The following is a 17,871-nucleotide window of genomic DNA, read 5'->3' as shown; positions in this document are numbered from 1 at the left end:
ATGGATGGAGATTGTTATGGCGGAGCTGATGGCGAACTTGCCGTTTCTCTCCATTACATGAATCACGCTATAAAATTCCTGATAAAGTCGTTGGTCTGCTTACCGATATAGGAGCCGAGGAATTTTCACACCTAGATATGATTTCGAGGATAATCGTAAAAAAAACCGTTCATGCTGATATTATCCCCTTTAAGTAGACAGTGTAAAAAACCCATGTGTATAGCGTGGGTGTTACACTAATACTTGGAGGGGATATTTCTATGGCTAAAAAAGGACAACAATTTCAAAGGTATACAAATGAATTTAAATTAAATGCTGTAATGAAATATGTAAAAGGATCTAAAAGTTATAAAGTATTGGCGGATGAGTTAGGAATTTTAAACTGTACTCAACTAAAAGTGTGGGTAAAGAAGTGGGAAAAGGGAGAGAAATTTGAAGAACGAAGTGGAGTGTCTAATCCATTAAAAGGTCGACCTCGTACTAATTTTAAGTCAGTAGAAGAAGAAAGAGATTACCTAAAGGCACAGGTGGATTATTTAAAAAAGCAGTATCCAAATCTAGTAAAGGAGGAGAAATCCCCCAACAGAGCAAGTATGAAATCATAGAAGGATTAAGGGATGTCTATCCAATCACATGGTTATTGGAAATCGCTTATATTAAAAGAGCAAGCTACTATAAATGGAGGTCCACTCAATTTAAACGCGATGAAAGAACAAAACAAGACCAAGATATATGTGAACACATGATGGGCATTCATATACTTCATCCCGAAGTTGGCTGCCCTCGTATGACCTATTTGTTAAAGGAAAATGATTATAAGATTAATCATAAAAAGGTGTACCGATTGATGAAAGAAATGAACATCCAGTCTGTCATCCGAAAGAAAAGAAAGCGCCATGGTCATACTCCATCCGTAATCCATCCGAATCGCCTAAAGAGAAAATTTAAGGCAACAGGACCTAATCAAAAAATGGTAACGGATATAACATATGTCTCAGATGGTAAGCAATTCTATTACCTATCGGTAATTCAAGATCTATTTAATAATGAGATTGTGTCATGGGAACTTTCGAAACGAAACGACCTTGAACTTGTTTTGAATACAGTAGAAATATGGACAAAGAAAAAAGACGTAGCTGAAGCTGTTCTCCATTCGGATCAAGGCTTTCAGTATACGTCTAAGGGATACAACAATCGATTAGAAGCATACAGCATTAAGGGCAGCCACTCTCGCAAAGGAAACTGCCTGGATAATGCTTGCATTGAATCCTTCTTTTCGCATCTCAAAACAGAGAAGTTGTATATTGAACAGTGTAAATCAGAAGTGGAGATACGACAAGCGATTGAGGATTATATTTATCATTACAATTACAAACGTATTCAAAAGAAACTAAAACAACGCGCGCCGATTGAATATCGACACGCGTTGGCAGCTTAGCTTTTTTATGTTGTCTACTTGACAGGGGTAAGACCATGCAGACAATACATGAACGGCTTTTTATTAAAATTCACCTTTATTAAAAATATCTGTTAAAACGGGTACAATTTGCTTCTTACGGGAAACAACGCCCTTTAATGTTGCTGTATTATTAACAAGTTTCACGTTATAGGCTTTCTCTACAGCAGCATTCTTGCTTCCTAAGGCTAAACCAACTGAATCATTTGTTAAGATATCCGTTACCACGAATAGGAATAAATCCAGGTTCTTCGCTTCAATAATGGCAGCAATGGCAGTTTCTAATTCCTCTTGACGAGAAAGAACATCCGCTGTGTCAACTACATTTACTTGAGCAATTTCAACTTTACTTGAGCTCATTTCAAATCCTTTAGCATCAAGGCTGAGAAGCTCAGAAACTGATTTATCGCGAACGTCTGCACCGGCTTTTAGCATTTCCAAACCGTAGCTTTCCGCATCAACACCGGCAATTGCAGCTAATTCATGTGCAGCTGCCACGTCCTCTGGTGTACACGTTGGTGATTTGAACAATAATGAGTCAGAGATAATTGCTGATAACATTAGTCCAGCAATTTCCGGTTTAATCTCTTTACCGTTTTCTTTGTACATTTTATTTAAAATAGTTGCTGTACAGCCAACAGGCTCACAGCGATAATATAATGGATCGCTAGTCTCAAAATTAGCAATACGGTGATGGTCAATTACTTCTAACACACGAACATCAGTGATATCATTAGCACTTTGCTGACGTTCATTGTGGTCTACTAAAATAACGGAGCTGACCTCAGCTGCCACCGCTTCAACTAAACGAGGAACCTCAGCTTTAAATTGAGTAAGTGCATATTGTGTTTCACCATTAATTTGTCCAAGGCGAACAGGTTCAACTTCCATTCCTAATTGTTTTTTTAATTCTGCATAAGCAATTGCAGAACAAATAGTATCCGTGTCAGGATTTTTATGACCGAAAATAAGTACTTTTTCCATGTTACTACTCCTAATCGTATGAAATTATGTAAATCTAGCCTTACATGTGAATGTTCCCTCACATGAAAATTATATCTGATTTCTTAAACAGATTCAAAATTAATTATTCTTTATAATTTCGCTAGCTAGATCGATTAACAATCTTTGTTCAATTTTAATTTTCCGGAAAAATTAAAATCAAATTCTACAGTATATTCATAGATTTTATTGGTGAGTAATTTTTTACGAATTATTTTCCCGTACAATATTAGGTCTTTATTATTTAGTGTCAAATTGAACTTGTATATTTCAATAAAGTTTACAGGAAAGTCTGATTTGCTGACAAATTTAAGGCCACCAGCGCTCATATCAAGTATCCATATTGACTGTTTAAATTGTTCTGAACAGGAAGTTTCGGTTTCAATAATTGCCTGAATAGGATTATTAAATACGATTCTTCTAAATTCACGACGGTTAGTAGAATAATCCAAATCTAAACACCCCATTCATCAAAAAGATCCCACTGAAGGAAGACTTCTTATCATCACATAAACGAATCGAATGAAAAGCCCCTTGCTTCAAAGCTCCGACGCAGGCGAAGGATAGCTTGAGAATGAATTTGCGAGATTCTTCCCTTGGTTAGATTTAACACTTCAGCAATTTCTACTTGAGTTAATCCTTCATAATATAATAAGGAAATCACTAGCTTTTCTTTCTCTGGCATTTTATCAATACATTCAACTATTAGTCTACGGAATTCTTCCATTTGAAGCTGCTGTAATTGAGTTTCCGAATTATGATCACTAATTTGATCCAATCTACTTTGCTCTTTCCCTTCGTCTTCATTGGCATTGATCGGTTCATTAAGAGAAAGAAGTGTGGAAAATGATAACGCAGCCATAGCCTGGTCAACATCTTCTATAGGTATATCCAAATAGTTGCTTAGTTCCTCTTCGGAAGGAGATCTCATGAAAGTCTGCTCTAAATGACGATAAGCAGTATTTAATTTTTTTGCTTTCTCTCTTAATCCCCGCGGAACCCAATCCATCTTGCGAATCCCATCTAGCATGGCTCCTTTAATGCGCCATAATCCAAATGTTTCGAATTGATATCCTTTATTATAATCAAATTTCTGGATAGCTTCGATTAATCCGATATAGCCTAATCCGATTAAGTCCTCCTTCGGAATTATATTCTTCGGAATCGTTAGGCTCAAACGGCTAGCCATTTGCTCAACCAAATGTCCATATTGTTTTATTAGATTTTCCTGTGTTAATGAATCATGACTTTCCCGAAACTTCCTCCATAAAATAAAATGAGGTATGGTTTCTTTGACAGCCGTTCTCAAGCTAATCCCTCCTGTTTTCACTAATTCCAATTACGAATGGTATCTACGGTTATTTCAGGATCTTTTAGGTTCCCAGCACTTTGTAACGCATCTAATGAAAGGGCTTGGAATGATTGTTCTTCTATCGGAACTTCTTCATGATGGATTATTGAACCTGTTTTCGGCTCTGTCTCGTCTACACTATTTTGCTTCTGGTCCCTATCTGTGTTTTTGATAGAGTCAACCTGATGGACTACAAATTGTAAAATGAACCCTAGAACAAAGAAGAGTAAGAAACCCATGCCTGCTCGAAATAATGAGGTTTGCCATGTGTTATTCGTATAGGAAAAAAAATAAGTAACCAATGATGCGGTTAATCCGATAAATCCATTAACTCCCCAATTAACTGACATGTGGTATTCTCCCTTTACAACGATTTACCTACAGTTAAAATTTTCTCAAAAAAACCTCGAATTCCCTTCGTTGATATAGAAGAAGGTTTATCTAAATCAGGCAAATAGGCATAAACAATTTGTTTGATGTTTTTTGATGCTTCACAATTTGGATACGAAATGAAAAATGGTGTTTGCGATCGAACCGACTTCCAAACATGGGCATCCTCCATCAGAAATCCAAGTGTTTTCAATGGCAGATTCAGAAAATTACTGCAGGCATTTTTCATAGCTCTTGAAGTTTCAACTGCTTCGCGATAGGATTGAGCACGATTAACCACCAAGTTAAATTTTGGAGATTGATTTGTATATTGGTGAACAGTTTTAATAACTGCATAAGAATCTGCAATGGATGTAGGCTCAGGTGTGGTGACCATAATGGTCTCATCAGAAGCTACGATAAAGTCTACTAGCTCCTTAGATATTCCGGCACCTGTATCAAGTAAAATAAAATCAGCATAGGTTTGAAGCTCTTGAATTTGGCTCCAAAAAAACAAAAGCGTGTGTTGATCCAAATTTATCAGATCTTGTATCTCGAATCCGCCAGAAATATACTCTATGCCATTCACACCTTGTTCTAATACATTCCAGATAGTTTTTTTCTGATATAAGACATCTACAAGACTATACCGCGGCATTATCCCCATGAGAATATTAATATTCGCGGTTGATAAATCTAAATCTAAGATCACAACTTTTTTGCCTACTGCTTGCAAGCCTAAAGCAAAGTTAATCGTAAAATTTGATTTACCGACCCCACCCTTTCCACTCGTAATCGTAATCATACGAGCGGAATGGTTATTTTGCTGGTCAACATTAAATCGCTGCATATATTCTCTAAGACTTTGCGCTTGATCCATATTACTTTTCCTTTCCTAATAAGTATCTCAAAAGAAGTGGTGCATCGATTGTCGTAATATCTTCTGGGACACTTTGGCCATTAGTTATATAGGCTAACTGAAATGGATATTTATAAGCGATATTAAGAATTGAACCATAGCTTGTCGTTTCATCAAACTTTGTCAAAATCAGTTTTTGGACAGGACTTTTCACGAATTCATTCAACAGTATCTGCATATCTTCAAACTTTGTAGTCAAGCTTAAAACCAAATAATTATCACTCTCATGCGGATGATTTAAAAATTCATTAATCGATTCCCGGTATTGAACTTCTTTATAATTACGTCCGGTCGTATCCATATAGATTAGATCGTAATGTGCTAGTTTGGTAAGCGCCTTGTCTAATTCATCTTTCGTGCGAACCACTTCAAGCGGTACATTCAAAATCCCTGCATACGTTTTTAGTTGTTCTACCGCTGCAATTCGATAAACGTCGGTTGTAATCATGGCGACTCTACGCTTTTGTTTTAACACTTGCTCAGTAGCTAGTTTGGCAATGGTTGTAGTTTTCCCAACGCCAGTAGGTCCTATGACATTAATCATCCTTGTACTCTCTTTAACCATGTTTGAATTAGGAACTCGCTTTTCAATAATTTCTTTAACTATGTAGGTAATTTCTTTTTCGATCACTTCATCAGTCAAATCGCTTATTGACTCATAGTTCTTAAGCATGCTGCTGACAATATACTCGACAATTTCCTCATCCACACCCTGTTTTTTTAAACGGCTTATATACTTAAATAATCTGTTAGGCATGGTATTTCCTTGACTGTCATTCATCATAAAGGTCATCATCATTTTTCGCATAGAAGCCAGTTCATCTAACAAAGGATTTTCCTTTGCTAAAGATTCTGACGGCAGTGGTGAAACCGGTTTGTCTGTAACAGCAGCTGGTTGAGAATAATAATGATAAAGATCTTGCGGTTTCTTGTGGAAAACGGAATTATTTTTCTCTTCACTCTTTAGCTTTTGATTCCCCGATTTCGCTTTTAGTTCTAAAGAAAATTTTGGTTCCGTACTAGCACCATCTTTTTCTATGGAGTATGCTGTTACTTCATACTTTTGTTTTGTAAAAAAACCAAACAGCCCTCCCGTCTTTATCGCCCTTGTGTTTACGATAATGGCATTATCACCCAGTTGCTGTCTGACCATTTTTAAAGCAAGGGGCATTGAATCAGCTACGATCTTTTTCGTTTTCATATATTCACCACTCCTATACTTTGGATCTCTATATCGGGCTCCAGCTCGGTATATGCGAGAACGGGAACAGTTGGCATTATTTTATCAACAAATTGTTTTAAATACATTCGAATCGATGGAGAAGTCAGGAAAATCGGTTGACTGCCTGTTTGGATGACCCGTTCAATTTGTTGTTGTAATTCTTCGGTAATTTTTCTAGACATTTGCGGGTCCATCGATAGATAATGCACACCTGCTTCCGTTTGTTGGATATAATCAGAAATGCCTTTCTCTAACGTCGCTCCAGCCGTTAGCACATGAATGACTCCTTCATCTGCAAATTGCTCGGTAATTTGCCTTGTCAAGGACTGACGTACGTATTCAGTTAATACCCTTGGTTCCTTTGTATAGTTGGCGAAATCTGCCAAAGTCTCAAAGATTGTTGCTAAATCACGGATCGAAATCTGTTCACGTAAAAGATTCTGTAATACCTTCTGAATATCTCCAATTGAAAGTAAGTTTGGTAGTACCTCTTCGATAAGATTTGGATGGGTTTCTTTCAAGTTTTCGATTAATTCCTTTGTTTCCTCTCTGCCTAACAACTGGTATGCATACTTTTTTAATACTTCTGTTAAATGAGTAGCTATCACGGATGATGGATCAATGATAATATAGCCCATTAGCTCGGCTTTTTGTTTTACATCAATATTCACCCAAGTGGCAGGAAGTCCAAATGCAGGCTCAGTCACATGAATGCCCTCGATCTCCTCGTTATCTCCTCCTTGATTCATGGCAAGAAAATGATCAAGGTATACCTCTCCTGTAGCAATTTTGCTGCCGCGGAACTTTAAGACATATTGATTGGGTGTCAATTGCAAATTATCGCGAATGCGAATAGTAGGAATGATTAAGCCTAATTCAATGGCAAACTGTCTCCTGATCATGACAATTCGATCCAGAATGTCTCCACCTTGTTTTTGATCGGCCAATGGTATCAAACCATAACCTATCTCCAATTCCAGTGTATCTAGCTGAAGCAGGTTAACCACTTTTTCCGGACTGCTAATGTCTTCCACCTGCCTATCATTTTCAGCCAATTCATTTTTCTGTTCTTCTTTTTGCAAGGCCTTTTGCATGGAATAAGCACCGAATACCAATAAAAGTGCTATAGGCAAAGTTAAGAAAAGTCCGATCGGTGTGAAAATACCAAGAATGACAATCGTTCCTGCTACAATATAAAGCAGCTTTGGGTAATGGAAAAGCTGTTTCATTATGTCCGAACCTAACGTTCCATCCGATGCGGCGCGGGTAACTGTTATCCCAGTAGCGGTGGAAATGAGCAAGGCCGGGACTTGGCTTACTAACCCATCCCCTACGGATAAGAGTGTAAAAGTACTGGCAGATTCAGCAAAGCCCATACCATGAATGACCATCCCAATAATAAATCCGCCAACGACATTAATGATAAGGATTATGATCCCTGCAATCGCATCCCCTTTGACAAATTTACTGGCACCGTCCATAGCACCGTAAAAATCAGACTCCTGTTCAACCTTCCTACGGCGGGCACGCGCTTCATGATCACTTATTAATCCTGCGTTCATATCTGCATCAATACTCATTTGCTTTCCGGGCATTGCATCCAAAGTAAAACGAGCGGCAACTTCCGCTACCCGTTCCGACCCCTTCGTTATCACAATAAATTGAATAACAACAAGGATCAAGAATACAACAAAACCGACAACAGGACTGCCTCCAACGACGAAGGATCCAAATGTCTCAATAACTCTACCTCCATCAGCATTTGAAAGAATCGAACGAGTCGTCGACACATTCAGTGCTAAACGGAAAAGAGTAGCTATTAATAAAGCAGTTGGAAATATAGAAAAATCTAACGGTTCTTTCGTATTCATAGCCACCATTAAGATCAATAATGACAAGCTAATATTGATAATTAATAAAAAATCCAATAAGATTGTTGGCAATGGAATTATCATCATCGCGACAATCAATATAACAACAATCAAAACGGATACGTCTTTTGTTTTCAAGTCATCATCCCCTTATAGCGACCTTCCTGATAGTAAACATAAGCCAAAATCTCTCCCACTGCATTAAACATTTCTTCAGGAATAGACTCGCCGATCTCCACTGCAGCAAACAAGGCACGAGCAAGCGGTCTATTTTCTACAGTCATAATTTTATTTTGTTTGGCTATTTCTTTTATTTTTAATGCGATATGATCTTTTCCTTTGGCAATTACAACTGGCGCATCCATCGTTTCGAGATCATAGCGGATGGCCACTGCGAAGTGCGTTGGATTGGTTATGATAACATCAGCCTTCGGCACCTCTTGCATCATTCGATTCATTGATAGTTCTCGTTGTTTGGCTCTCCGTTTTCCTTTAATGAACGGGTCACCTTCCATCTTCTTAAATTCATCTTTGATATCTTGTTTCGACATCCGGATTTTTTTTTCAAATTCAAACTTTTGATAAAAATAATCTCCTGCCGCAAGAATCACCAAACTGATAGCAACAACTACCCCGATTTGAACGGTTAGAGAACCTATGAATCTAGCTGAATCCCATAGACTTTTTTGTCCGATTAATAACAATTCATCTTTCTGCTTCCAAATCATCATCCCAGCGATGGTAGAAGTAATCACTATCTTTAAAATGGACTTTAGTAATTCCACAAGGGCACGAAGGGAAAAGATTCGTTTAAATCCTTGGATTGGATTTAATTTTTCTAACTTCATTTTCACAGATTCAGGATTGAACATAAGTCCAACCTGCAAATAGTTAGCCGCCACACCCGCGACGAGGATGACAGCAAAGATGGGTGACACTAATTTAACTACATCCCACAACAACTGGTTAAATAAAAGTTGGACGCTTGAGGTCGAGAGATCCCACCGTAAATACTCTTTGAAACTACGACGATATATGTCAAGACATCCTGCAATAATGCTCTTTCCACTAATCATTAAAAAAGCGAAACTGAATAGTAATGTGACGGCTTGAGCAACTTCTGGACTCTTGGCAACCTCCCCTTTTTTCCTTGTCTCTCGTCGCTTATGCGGGGTTGCTTTTTCCGTTTTTTCTCCAGAAAATAATTGCAGATCTAAACGTAGAAGCATAGTTAAGCCCCCATTATTTTCAAAATAGAATTCATGGATCCGAACATGGTTTCAAAAAGTACTTTCAATAGGTAAAAGAAACCAGGCAAAATAAAAATATACATAAAAAAATGGATCAAAATCTTGACTGGGGGGAAAACAACAAACACATTCATTTGTGGCACTGTCCTTGCAATAATTCCCAAGGCCACATCCACGATAAACAACGTACCAATGAGTGGAGCGGCCATCAAAAACCCAATCATAAACATTTGCTGGACACAATCCATTAGAAAGGTCGACATACGGCCGTCCATCAACGCTGGAACGAAGGTTTGCAATGATATCCAATCAAAACTAGCTAATATCCCTTGAATTAGAAGTTGATGACCATTGGTAGCAAGCAATACTAGGATGGCTAAAATATTTTTGAAACGTCCAGTTATTTGTGAATTTGTCCCAAATGTAGGATCAAATAGACTGGCCATTGAAAAGCCTATTAATAGATCCAATAACGCCCCCGCTAACTGGACTGCATAAAACAAAATATTTGCAACCATTCCTAACACAATTCCAACCATAAATTCTTTAAGAATCAATAAGACCATTTTCCCAAGAGGAAAGGAGTGAATCGGTTCATTGATTACCCCGACACATAGTACACTTAGCACCATACTCAAGCCTATCTTGTAAAGGTTGGGAACTTGACGGCCGGAAAATATTGGAACAGTAACCATAAATGAAGAAATTCTTACGAATACAAGTAAAAAATTCAACAAGGAAGAAGCATAAATTGTCATCACTTACCCCACAAATTTAGAGAGATTCCCTAATAAATTTTCAGTAAATTCAAGCACGTGCCGTAACATCCATGCTCCGAAGAAAAGAATAGATATGAACACAGCGATGATTTTTGGGACAAATGCTAACGTCTGTTCTTGAATTTGTGTGGTTGCTTGAAAAATACTAACTAACAAACCGACCAATAAAGCCACACCAACAACTGGAGCGATGACAATTAGGATGGTATAGACAGTCTCTTGGGCAAGTCCGATGATCATTTCAGTAGTCATGAATACACTTCCTCCTTAAAAACTCATGAGCAGTGATTGGAAAATTAAATGCCAACCATCCACCAAAATGAATAATAGGATCTTAAATGGCAATGAAATCATCACCGGCGGCAGCATCATCATCCCCATTGACATTAAGATACTTGAAACAATCATATCAATCACTAGGAACGGGATAAAAATAATAAATCCCATCTGAAAGGCTGATTTTAATTCGCTAATCGCAAAGGCAGGAACTAATGCGGTTAATGGAATATCCTTTACTTCCTTCGGTTTTTCCATCTTCGCATAATTCATAAACAGTACTAAATCTTTCTCACGTGTATGTTTGGCCATAAATTCCTTCAATGGCGTACTGCCCGCATCATAGGCTTCTTGCTGCGTCATTTCCCCAGCCAAAAACGGCTGTAAGGCCCCTTTATTCATTTCAGTAAAAGTAGGGCCCATGATAAAAAAAGTCATAAATAACGAGATCCCAATCAATACTTGGTTGGGGGGCATTTGCTGAGTCCCAAGGGCATTACGAACAAACCCCAGCACAACAATGATACGCGTAAAACTTGTCATTAATATAAGAATAGCAGGTGCAATGGAAAGTACCGTAATTAATAGAATAATCCGTAATGTATTTGAGACTTTATCTGGATCGCTAGAACCTATATCTATTCCAGGAAGGAGACTGGCTTCTGCAGAATAGGCAATTGATAAGAAACCTACTAAAAGAAGCGGAACAAGTATTGTTAATTTTCGAATCATTGATCCTACTCCTCCCCGTTTTCTTTCCTCATGTTTTGCAAATGCTTTTGAAAAACAGTGTTCCATCCTTTTAAGGAATCCTTAGCTAACCAATTAGAGGTGTGTCCTTCTGCTTGATTTTCATAGCTTTCAAGAAGGTGCTGATATTCTTCCCCCTGAGAAATCGAGCGAAGTATCGTTACATTCTCTCCAACTCCAACGATATAAATAGTCTGACCAATGAGAAGAACCTGTAACGATTTGTTATTGCCAAGGACTTGACCACCTAAAGGGAGAACAAGGCCGTTTGTTTGCATATGCCGGCTTCGCTTCGACAAAAAGCGTAACAACCCAATCAATAAAACTATGACTAAGAAAAACGAGAGTATTAATTTGATAAATAAGGGAAAAACGGTAGGTGACCCGCTATCCGCGACTTTAGTCGATGAAGGAGAGGGTTTTCCCTCCCCCTTTTGGATAGAGTCATATGCGGAAATCTCGCCGTTAGAGGTTGAACCCGCGGCAAAAATGGTGGGTTGAAATGAAAATATATAAAAAAACAAAACAAATATGGACATGAAGCGTTTCATGATTTTCTCCTTCCATGGAGTTATTTCTAGTTGTTTAAATTTGCCGCGATAGTAGCCGCTAATTTAGCATCAGATTTCGATATTTCCGTTAAAATTTGCGAACGACTAGAGGTATTAATATTTTTCAAGAGACTCATAGCTACTTGTGAGTTCGTTCCCATCATCGTTTTTATAAGCTCAGCAGATTGAGCCGCCGGCATTCCAGCAATCGTTTCAGCTAAGATTTCTGTTGGATTTTCCTGTTTTAGTGCGAGTTCATGAACCTGTTGTTGAAGGACCATTTGATTTGTTTCATTTAGGCTTGCAATCTCCTTCAATAACAACGTTATTTGGGCTGCCTTCTTAACATCCTTCATGCTCCCAATAATGCTGCCTTGCAGCTCTTGGTCCAACTGTGACATCGTTAAAGCTGCTTCCTCAAGCGGCATCGCTCCAATCATGGCAGCAGCCTTTGATGCTGGCATACTGGAATAAATTCCTGCGATTTGTTTCACTTTTTCCTGAACTTCTTTTGTTTGTTTATCCTCTAGTTGTTTTTGTAAATTTTCGTTACTTTTCTTTAATACCTTTATGTCATTTTGATCGGCCATTAGTTGTTTTTTCAACTCATCAATTTGTTGATCCTTTTTTTTCAAAATCGATTGGTTCTCGACATATTTACTTTTCCAATCATAAGGATCATTCGACTTTTCGTCTTTTGTAGCAGTAGAATCTGGAATGATATGGTTTACGATTGGAAGCTTATTTCCCCAATCTTGAAGTGTCTTCCATACTGGAAACCCCACAAAATCTGCGAGGAATAAAACCAATATAACGGTAATCAGTAATGAAATCACCCAGAATAATATACTCCCTAGTTTTCCGCGTTGTTTCTCATCCATTTGTTACTCTCCTCATGTCCTTCGGGTATAGCGTAAGACGGCCATTTCATCTAACATCGCTTGTTCACTCAAATCGAGCTGCTTTTGAAAAGCTTCCATTGATTTTGTCTTCCATATATTCCACATTTTTGATTCCTGATTTTTTTTGATTAGCACTTGGTGTTTTTGTTCAACTTCTAGTTGAATTCGCTGTGATTGATCTTCCAATTGCTTCATTCGATGGCTAACATGGTCGATTTCTTGTTGAAACTCCAAAATCTCCTTGACTGTTTTTCGATCAACGTCATTATATTGTCTGAAAACATTCTCTTTGACCAATTCTAACCCTTCGATCTGTTCCGCTAGTTCTAATTGGCGAAGTTTGGTTGTGCCATATTCTTGCTTCGCAATTTCCTGTTCTTTTTCTTTGACATCAAGTACTTTTTGAAAGGAAAACGTAAATTTCATCGCATCATCGCTCCAAATTGTGAAAGTAAGAAGGACTCTGCCTCCTCAAGCTGAGAAGCTTCATAAATACCTTGTCGTAAAAATTGATCCATAGTCGGCTTTAGCCGAATCGCCAAATCGATATCACGATTCGAACCTTTCTTATACGCACCAATATTGATTAAATCCTCTGCTTCATTATAGGAAGCAAGTAATTTCTTAAAGTTTTGTGATGCATTTAATTGCTCGTCAGAGATAATTTCGGTCATGACCCTGCTTGCACTATTTAACACATCAATCGAAGGAAATATTCCTTTTCCCGCAATCGCACGGTTTAAGACAATATGTCCATCGAGAATTCCTCTTACCGCATCTGCTATCGGTTCGTTCATGTCATCTCCATCCACCAGAACCGTATAAATCGCCGAAATCGATCCTTTAGGTCCAGTTCCGGCCCGTTCCAATAGTTGTGGAAGCATCGCAAACACAGAAGGAGTATACCCCTTGGTCGTAGGGGGTTCACCAATAGCTAATCCAACTTCTCTTTGTGCCATTGCAAATCGAGTGACGGAATCCATCACAAGTAAGACATCCTTACCTTGGTCACGGAAATACTCAGCAATGGAAGTCGCTGTTAAGGCACCTTTAATTCGGATAAGGGCAGGTTGATCAGAGGTCGCGACGATGACGACTGATTTTTTTAACCCTTCTTCCCCCAAATTTTGTTCAATGAAATCGAGAACTTCACGTCCTCGCTCGCCGATTAAGGCGATGACGTTCACTTCAGCTGTGGTATTTCGAGAAATCATTCCAAGAAGTGTACTTTTACCAACACCGCTACCTGCAAAGATTCCCATTCTTTGCCCTTTACCCATTGTTAATAATCCATCAATCGTTCGTACGCCTACCCCTAAGGGAGAATGAATTCGTGGTCGACTGAGTGGATTAGGGGGAATAGAGTAAGTTGGCACTTCCTCTAAACCTAATGGTAATGGCTTTCCATCGATAGGGTTTCCTAAACCATCCAGAATCCGTCCTAACAATTGGCTGCCGGCCTTAACTTTCATTGGTTTGCCGCTTGCGACTACATCACATCCTGGACCGATGGAGCGCACTTCACCGAGAGGCATGAGCAGCACTTTATTCTCCTTAATACCAACAACCTCTGCTTGAATGGGAGTCTGTGACTGAGAAGGATAAATCGAACATAGTTCGCCAATTCTAACGTCAGGACCTTGAGATTCAATTGTAAGTCCAATTATTTGGGTTATCTTACCATTAACTCTTACTGGGTCTATATTTCTAATGAGCTTACTATAGTTCTCAACTGATAATCCCACGATCCGGCTCCCTTCTAACATCTAGAATGACCCTTTTGATTTCCTCAATTTGGGTATCAATACGAGCATCGACACTGCCATAAGCAGTTCGTATAATACACCCTTTTTCTGAAACGGAATGGTCCGGAATGATTTTAATTTCTGTTTCCCCATTAACAACAGCAATTAGGTGGTCACGCTGTGAATGAATGAAATCAAAATCATCAGGATGAACACAGACCGTAATTGACTCTTTCTCTTTAAAGCGAAGTATATGCTGTTTAATTAACTCGACAAATTGATCAGGATGACTTTCTAATTCCTTTTTTATTATTTGAGATGCAATAACCGTGCTCAACTCCAGTAAAAACGGCTCTGCTTCTGAGATAATCGAATCCTTTTGTTCATAGGCCTGTAGTAACAATTGTTGAACCTGATCTAATTTCCCTTGATATTCTTGTTGAATCAGCGTTTTAGCTTCTTGTTTCCCAGTGATTAACCCTTCTTCAAATCCTTGCTGTTTCGCTTCTAATGATAACGCCTCTAATTTCTGTTGGTTTTCTTCCCACCATAGGTTGATTTTATCTGTCGTAGAGGCTTCTATTGAACGGGCATTTTGCTCGGCCATCTCGATGATTGTCTGTGCTTCTGCTTTTGCCGCCTGAATCACTTGGTTAGCTTGAAACGTTTCATCAGCTTCAACACCATCATTCGTTGTATTTCCATCCATTGCTTCAACATTTATTTGGGATGGAAGAAGCGGCTGGGTAATAACTTTCACTTCTTCCATCAATGATAGATTAGTAGCCTTAAAAACTTTAGAATAAGATGCCATCAGTTCCACCTCGAGCAATGACAATCTCTCCAGCTTCCTCTAAGCGGCGAATGACAAACACAATTCTTCCCTGCGCTTCCTCGACATCTTTAACTCTGACTGGTCCGAGAAATTTCATTTCTTCTTCGAACGTTTCAACCATTCTTTCTGACATGTTTTCGTAAATAACTTTTTTGACCTCTGGACTGGCGGCTTTCATTGCAAGGAGTAAATCATGATTCTCCACTTCCTGAATAACACGCTGAATCGCACGTCGATCGAGATTAATGATATCCTCAAATAGAAACATTCTTTTCTTGATTTCTTCAACCAAGGCCTCATCTTTCGTACCGAGGTGTTCCAAGATACCTTTTTCCGTTCCGCGGTCAACACCGTTTAAGATACTGACAATCGATTCAATTCCTCCAACCACAGTAAAGTCCTCACGGATGGTAGAGGCTAACTTTTGTTCTAAGATACTTTCTACTTCTTTAATCACATCAGGTGAAGTTTGCTCTAACAATGCAATTCGTCTAGCTACATCGTATTGAAGTTCACTAGGCAGTGATGAAAGAATTATTGATGCTTGTTGTGTCTCTAAATGGGCTAATACTAAAGCAATCGTTTGCGGATGCTCGTTTTGTAAGAATTGATAGATTTGCATTGCATCGATGCGGCGTGCAAACTCAAAAGGCTTAACCTGGAGTTGTGAAGTTAATCGATGAATGATCTGTTTAGCTCGATCCGAACCGAGCGCAGATTCCAACACATCCTGTGCAAAGCTGATTCCCCCCGTTGCTAAATAATCTTGGGCAATGCACATTTGATGGAACTCTTCCAATACCTCTTCTTTTTCCTTGGCATCCACTTTATGAATATTTGCGATTGCAAGGGTAAGCTGATCAATCTCTTCCTCAGGCAAATGTTTGAACACCTTTGTGGAAGCATCCCTTCCCATCGAAATGAGCAATATCGCTGCTTTTTGTTTTCCGGTCAACTTTAATGCTGTTGCCATGGAACTCACCCCTCGTCTTCATGTAGCAGTGTTCGAATCACTTTAGAGAAATCTTCCGGTCTTTGATTAAGCAATTTCTTTAATTGACTTTCAACACCCATATCTTGTTCTGCAAAATAATCCGGTTCTTCGACTTTAGGTGTAAAAATCATTTCTTCTTCTTCATCGAATTGATTTTGTTTTCTTCGACTTACTAGCCACCAAATTAACCCGCCGACCAATAGCGTCCCTAAAGCTATTCCGCCAGCAATATTTAGCCAATTCGACTTAGTTTCACTTTCACTATTGGTGCTTGCAGCGAATGTGTGTGGGAAAATCGTAATCCGTTGATCAATCTCTTCTTGGGTTAAATCAGGATGTCCAAGTGCCGTTCGAACTGTATTTGCAATAATGTTTTGAATGTTATCTTGTGTCGCCTTCGGTAACTTATTAGGATTTTCGGGATCTGCCTCGACACCAACATTTATCGTAATATCTTCTATTTGATATGGGCTCTTTATGATCTCGTTGTTAATTCGGTTGACCTCATAGTTCACCTTGTTATTCGACTCTTCATAACTACTGTCCCCTGCTGTGTCAGCACCTGGATATCCTGGAACATCTGTTTCACCAGTTCCCACAACACCCCCAGGATTTGAACCTGTCCCAGTAGCTGTCTTTGAGCTTTTTTCCGAGCTTATCACAATACCATTATTATTTTGATCTACAGGTTTTACTAACTGTTCTTCTGTTTTAACCTTATCAAAATTCATTTTTAAAAAGGTATGTACATATACTTTTTTGCTTCCAAGGATCGTACCTAGCATTCCTTGCAGGCTCTGTTGAATATCCCGTTCCAAATTTTGCTGAATTTTCCGCTGTTCCTCGTACTTATCAACTGTCTGATCCTCATTATTTGGATCTTTAAGAGCTAATGTCTCACTGTACTGGTTCATGATGGTTATGTTTTCTAGTGGAAGTTTTGGTACACTACGTGAAACTAAAGTGTAAAGTGCTCTTATTTGTTGAGAATTAAGTTGTACCCCTGGCTCTACTTCAACCATCACAGAAGCACTGGCTGTTTGATCTTGATCCTGTTTGATAAACACCGATTCTTCAGGTAAAGTCAAAATGACTTCTGCGTTTTTAATTCCATCTACATGTGTAAGAACATCCGCCATTTGATTTTGCATTGCTTCACGTTCAAGTATGTCGAATTGTTTATCTGTCGCTCCGAATGAGAGATTTTCTCCAAAAATTTCATAATTAATTTTGTTATCTTTTGGATATCCCTTGGAAGCAAGATCCACTACTAAATCAGATGCAGCTTTTTTTGGAACAAGTAACATCGTTCCATTTTCAGATATCTTATAATCAGTTTGCCCTTGTTTATCCAATTCTGCTTTAATGTCCCCTACTTCCCGCTGTGTCAATTGACCGTTATACAGCGGTACATATTCAGTACGTGAAGAAAAATAGATAAAAGTGGATAGGGCTATAATAAGAAATAAGAAGGTCCCTATAAAGAGGACTTTTTGATTCCTACTCCTCATCTTCCAATAATCACTAAATTTCTCTCCGGTATGTTTGATTTGCTCTATCCATGATCGATTCATTTCTCACCCTGCCCAGCTTTCCATC

General features: G+C 38.6%; 20 protein-coding genes and 1 pseudogene. 3 read left to right on the top strand and 18 right to left on the bottom strand.

Annotated elements, in window-relative coordinates; translation table 11 throughout:
- Positions 1-15: 15 nt before the first annotated feature.
- The 3 genes and pseudogenes from QNH20_RS11655 to QNH20_RS11650 all read left to right on the top strand — a co-directional run.
- Positions 16-176: pseudogene (locus QNH20_RS11655) on the top strand (manganese catalase family protein); the annotation flags it as partial.
- A gap of 84 nt (positions 177-260) precedes the next feature.
- Positions 261-605, top strand: coding sequence for a transposase (locus QNH20_RS27060; RefSeq protein ID WP_481857980.1), 345 nt, complete (start codon positions 261-263; stop codon positions 603-605).
- A complete protein-coding gene (locus QNH20_RS11650; protein ID WP_481858100.1) occupies positions 575-1,438 on the top strand; it encodes an IS3 family transposase in 864 nt (287 codons plus the stop codon). The genes QNH20_RS27060 and QNH20_RS11650 overlap by 31 nt, the downstream gene beginning before the upstream one ends.
- Positions 1,439-1,501: 63 nt before the next feature.
- On the opposite strand, the gene QNH20_RS11645 is transcribed toward QNH20_RS11650, so the two are convergent.
- The 18 genes from QNH20_RS11645 to fliF all read right to left on the bottom strand — a co-directional run bounded on the left by QNH20_RS11645 (position 1,502) and on the right by fliF (position 17,846).
- A complete protein-coding gene (locus tag QNH20_RS11645) occupies positions 1,502-2,440 on the bottom strand; it encodes a manganese-dependent inorganic pyrophosphatase (RefSeq protein WP_283923047.1) in 939 nt (312 codons plus the stop codon).
- 134 nt (positions 2,441-2,574) lie between these two features.
- Entirely contained in the window at positions 2,575-2,910 is a 336-nt protein-coding gene (locus QNH20_RS11640) for a PilZ domain-containing protein (protein ID WP_283923046.1), read from the bottom strand.
- 53 nt (positions 2,911-2,963) lie between these two features.
- The gene (locus tag QNH20_RS11635) at positions 2,964-3,767 is read right to left on the bottom strand and encodes a sigma-70 family RNA polymerase sigma factor (RefSeq protein ID WP_283923045.1); all 804 of its coding nucleotides are present in this window, start codon (positions 3,765-3,767) and stop codon (positions 2,964-2,966) included.
- A 20-nt stretch (positions 3,768-3,787) separates the two neighbouring features.
- Positions 3,788-4,159, bottom strand: a complete 372-nt coding sequence (locus QNH20_RS11630) for a hypothetical protein (protein ID WP_283923044.1) — start codon at positions 4,157-4,159, stop codon at positions 3,788-3,790.
- Positions 4,160-4,173: 14 nt separating this feature from the next.
- A complete protein-coding gene (locus QNH20_RS11625; protein ID WP_283923043.1) occupies positions 4,174-5,058 on the bottom strand; it encodes a MinD/ParA family protein in 885 nt (294 codons plus the stop codon).
- A 1-nt stretch (position 5,059) separates the two neighbouring features.
- Positions 5,060-6,298 carry a flagellar biosynthesis GTPase FlhF gene (flhF, locus tag QNH20_RS11620; RefSeq protein ID WP_283923042.1) on the bottom strand — a complete coding sequence of 413 codons (1,239 nt, stop codon included), beginning with the start codon at positions 6,296-6,298 and terminating at the stop codon, positions 5,060-5,062.
- Positions 6,295-8,328, bottom strand: a complete 2,034-nt coding sequence (gene flhA / locus QNH20_RS11615) for a flagellar biosynthesis protein FlhA (RefSeq protein WP_283923041.1) — start codon at positions 8,326-8,328, stop codon at positions 6,295-6,297. Before flhA ends, flhF begins: the two co-directional genes overlap by 4 nt.
- The gene (gene flhB, locus QNH20_RS11610) at positions 8,325-9,419 is read right to left on the bottom strand and encodes a flagellar biosynthesis protein FlhB (protein ID WP_283923040.1); all 1,095 of its coding nucleotides are present in this window, start codon (positions 9,417-9,419) and stop codon (positions 8,325-8,327) included. Before flhB ends, flhA begins: the two co-directional genes overlap by 4 nt.
- Before the next feature lie 2 nt (positions 9,420-9,421).
- On the bottom strand, positions 9,422-10,198 hold the full coding sequence (gene fliR / locus QNH20_RS11605; protein WP_283923039.1) for a flagellar biosynthetic protein FliR: 777 nt from the start codon (positions 10,196-10,198) through the stop codon (positions 9,422-9,424).
- 3 nt (positions 10,199-10,201) lie between these two features.
- On the bottom strand, positions 10,202-10,471 hold the full coding sequence (fliQ, locus tag QNH20_RS11600; protein WP_283923038.1) for a flagellar biosynthesis protein FliQ: 270 nt from the start codon (positions 10,469-10,471) through the stop codon (positions 10,202-10,204).
- A gap of 15 nt (positions 10,472-10,486) precedes the next feature.
- Positions 10,487-11,227 carry a flagellar type III secretion system pore protein FliP gene (gene fliP / locus QNH20_RS11595; protein WP_481858070.1) on the bottom strand — a complete coding sequence of 247 codons (741 nt, stop codon included), beginning with the start codon at positions 11,225-11,227 and terminating at the stop codon, positions 10,487-10,489.
- 5 nt (positions 11,228-11,232) lie between these two features.
- Complete coding sequence (locus QNH20_RS11590) at positions 11,233-11,544, bottom strand: flagellar biosynthetic protein FliO (RefSeq protein ID WP_283923037.1); 312 nt, start codon at positions 11,542-11,544, stop codon at positions 11,233-11,235.
- 278 nt (positions 11,545-11,822) lie between these two features.
- The gene (locus tag QNH20_RS11585) at positions 11,823-12,677 is read right to left on the bottom strand and encodes a MotE family protein (protein WP_283923036.1); all 855 of its coding nucleotides are present in this window, start codon (positions 12,675-12,677) and stop codon (positions 11,823-11,825) included.
- Positions 12,678-12,689: 12 nt separating this feature from the next.
- Complete coding sequence (gene fliJ, locus QNH20_RS11580) at positions 12,690-13,124, bottom strand: flagellar export protein FliJ (RefSeq protein ID WP_283923035.1); 435 nt, start codon at positions 13,122-13,124, stop codon at positions 12,690-12,692.
- Positions 13,121-14,464, bottom strand: coding sequence for a flagellar protein export ATPase FliI (fliI, locus tag QNH20_RS11575; RefSeq protein ID WP_283923034.1), 1,344 nt, complete (start codon positions 14,462-14,464; stop codon positions 13,121-13,123). The genes fliJ and fliI overlap by 4 nt, the downstream gene beginning before the upstream one ends.
- A complete protein-coding gene (locus tag QNH20_RS11570; protein ID WP_283923033.1) occupies positions 14,427-15,257 on the bottom strand; it encodes a FliH/SctL family protein in 831 nt (276 codons plus the stop codon). The genes fliI and QNH20_RS11570 overlap by 38 nt, the downstream gene beginning before the upstream one ends.
- Positions 15,241-16,251 (bottom strand): flagellar motor switch protein FliG, encoded by a 1,011-nt coding sequence (gene fliG / locus QNH20_RS11565; protein ID WP_283923032.1) that lies wholly within the window; start codon positions 16,249-16,251, stop codon positions 15,241-15,243. Before fliG ends, QNH20_RS11570 begins: the two co-directional genes overlap by 17 nt.
- Before the next feature lie 5 nt (positions 16,252-16,256).
- Positions 16,257-17,846 carry a flagellar basal-body MS-ring/collar protein FliF gene (fliF, locus tag QNH20_RS11560; protein WP_283923031.1) on the bottom strand — a complete coding sequence of 530 codons (1,590 nt, stop codon included), beginning with the start codon at positions 17,844-17,846 and terminating at the stop codon, positions 16,257-16,259.
- Positions 17,847-17,871 lie beyond the last annotated feature (25 nt).

The sequence above is a fragment of the Neobacillus sp. WH10 genome, assembly GCF_030123405.1.
Taxonomy (GTDB): Bacteria; Bacillota; Bacilli; order Bacillales; family Cytobacillaceae; genus Neobacillus.
The sequence above is the reverse complement of the archived record's forward strand: the minus strand, read 5'-3'. Positions and strand labels throughout refer to the sequence as shown.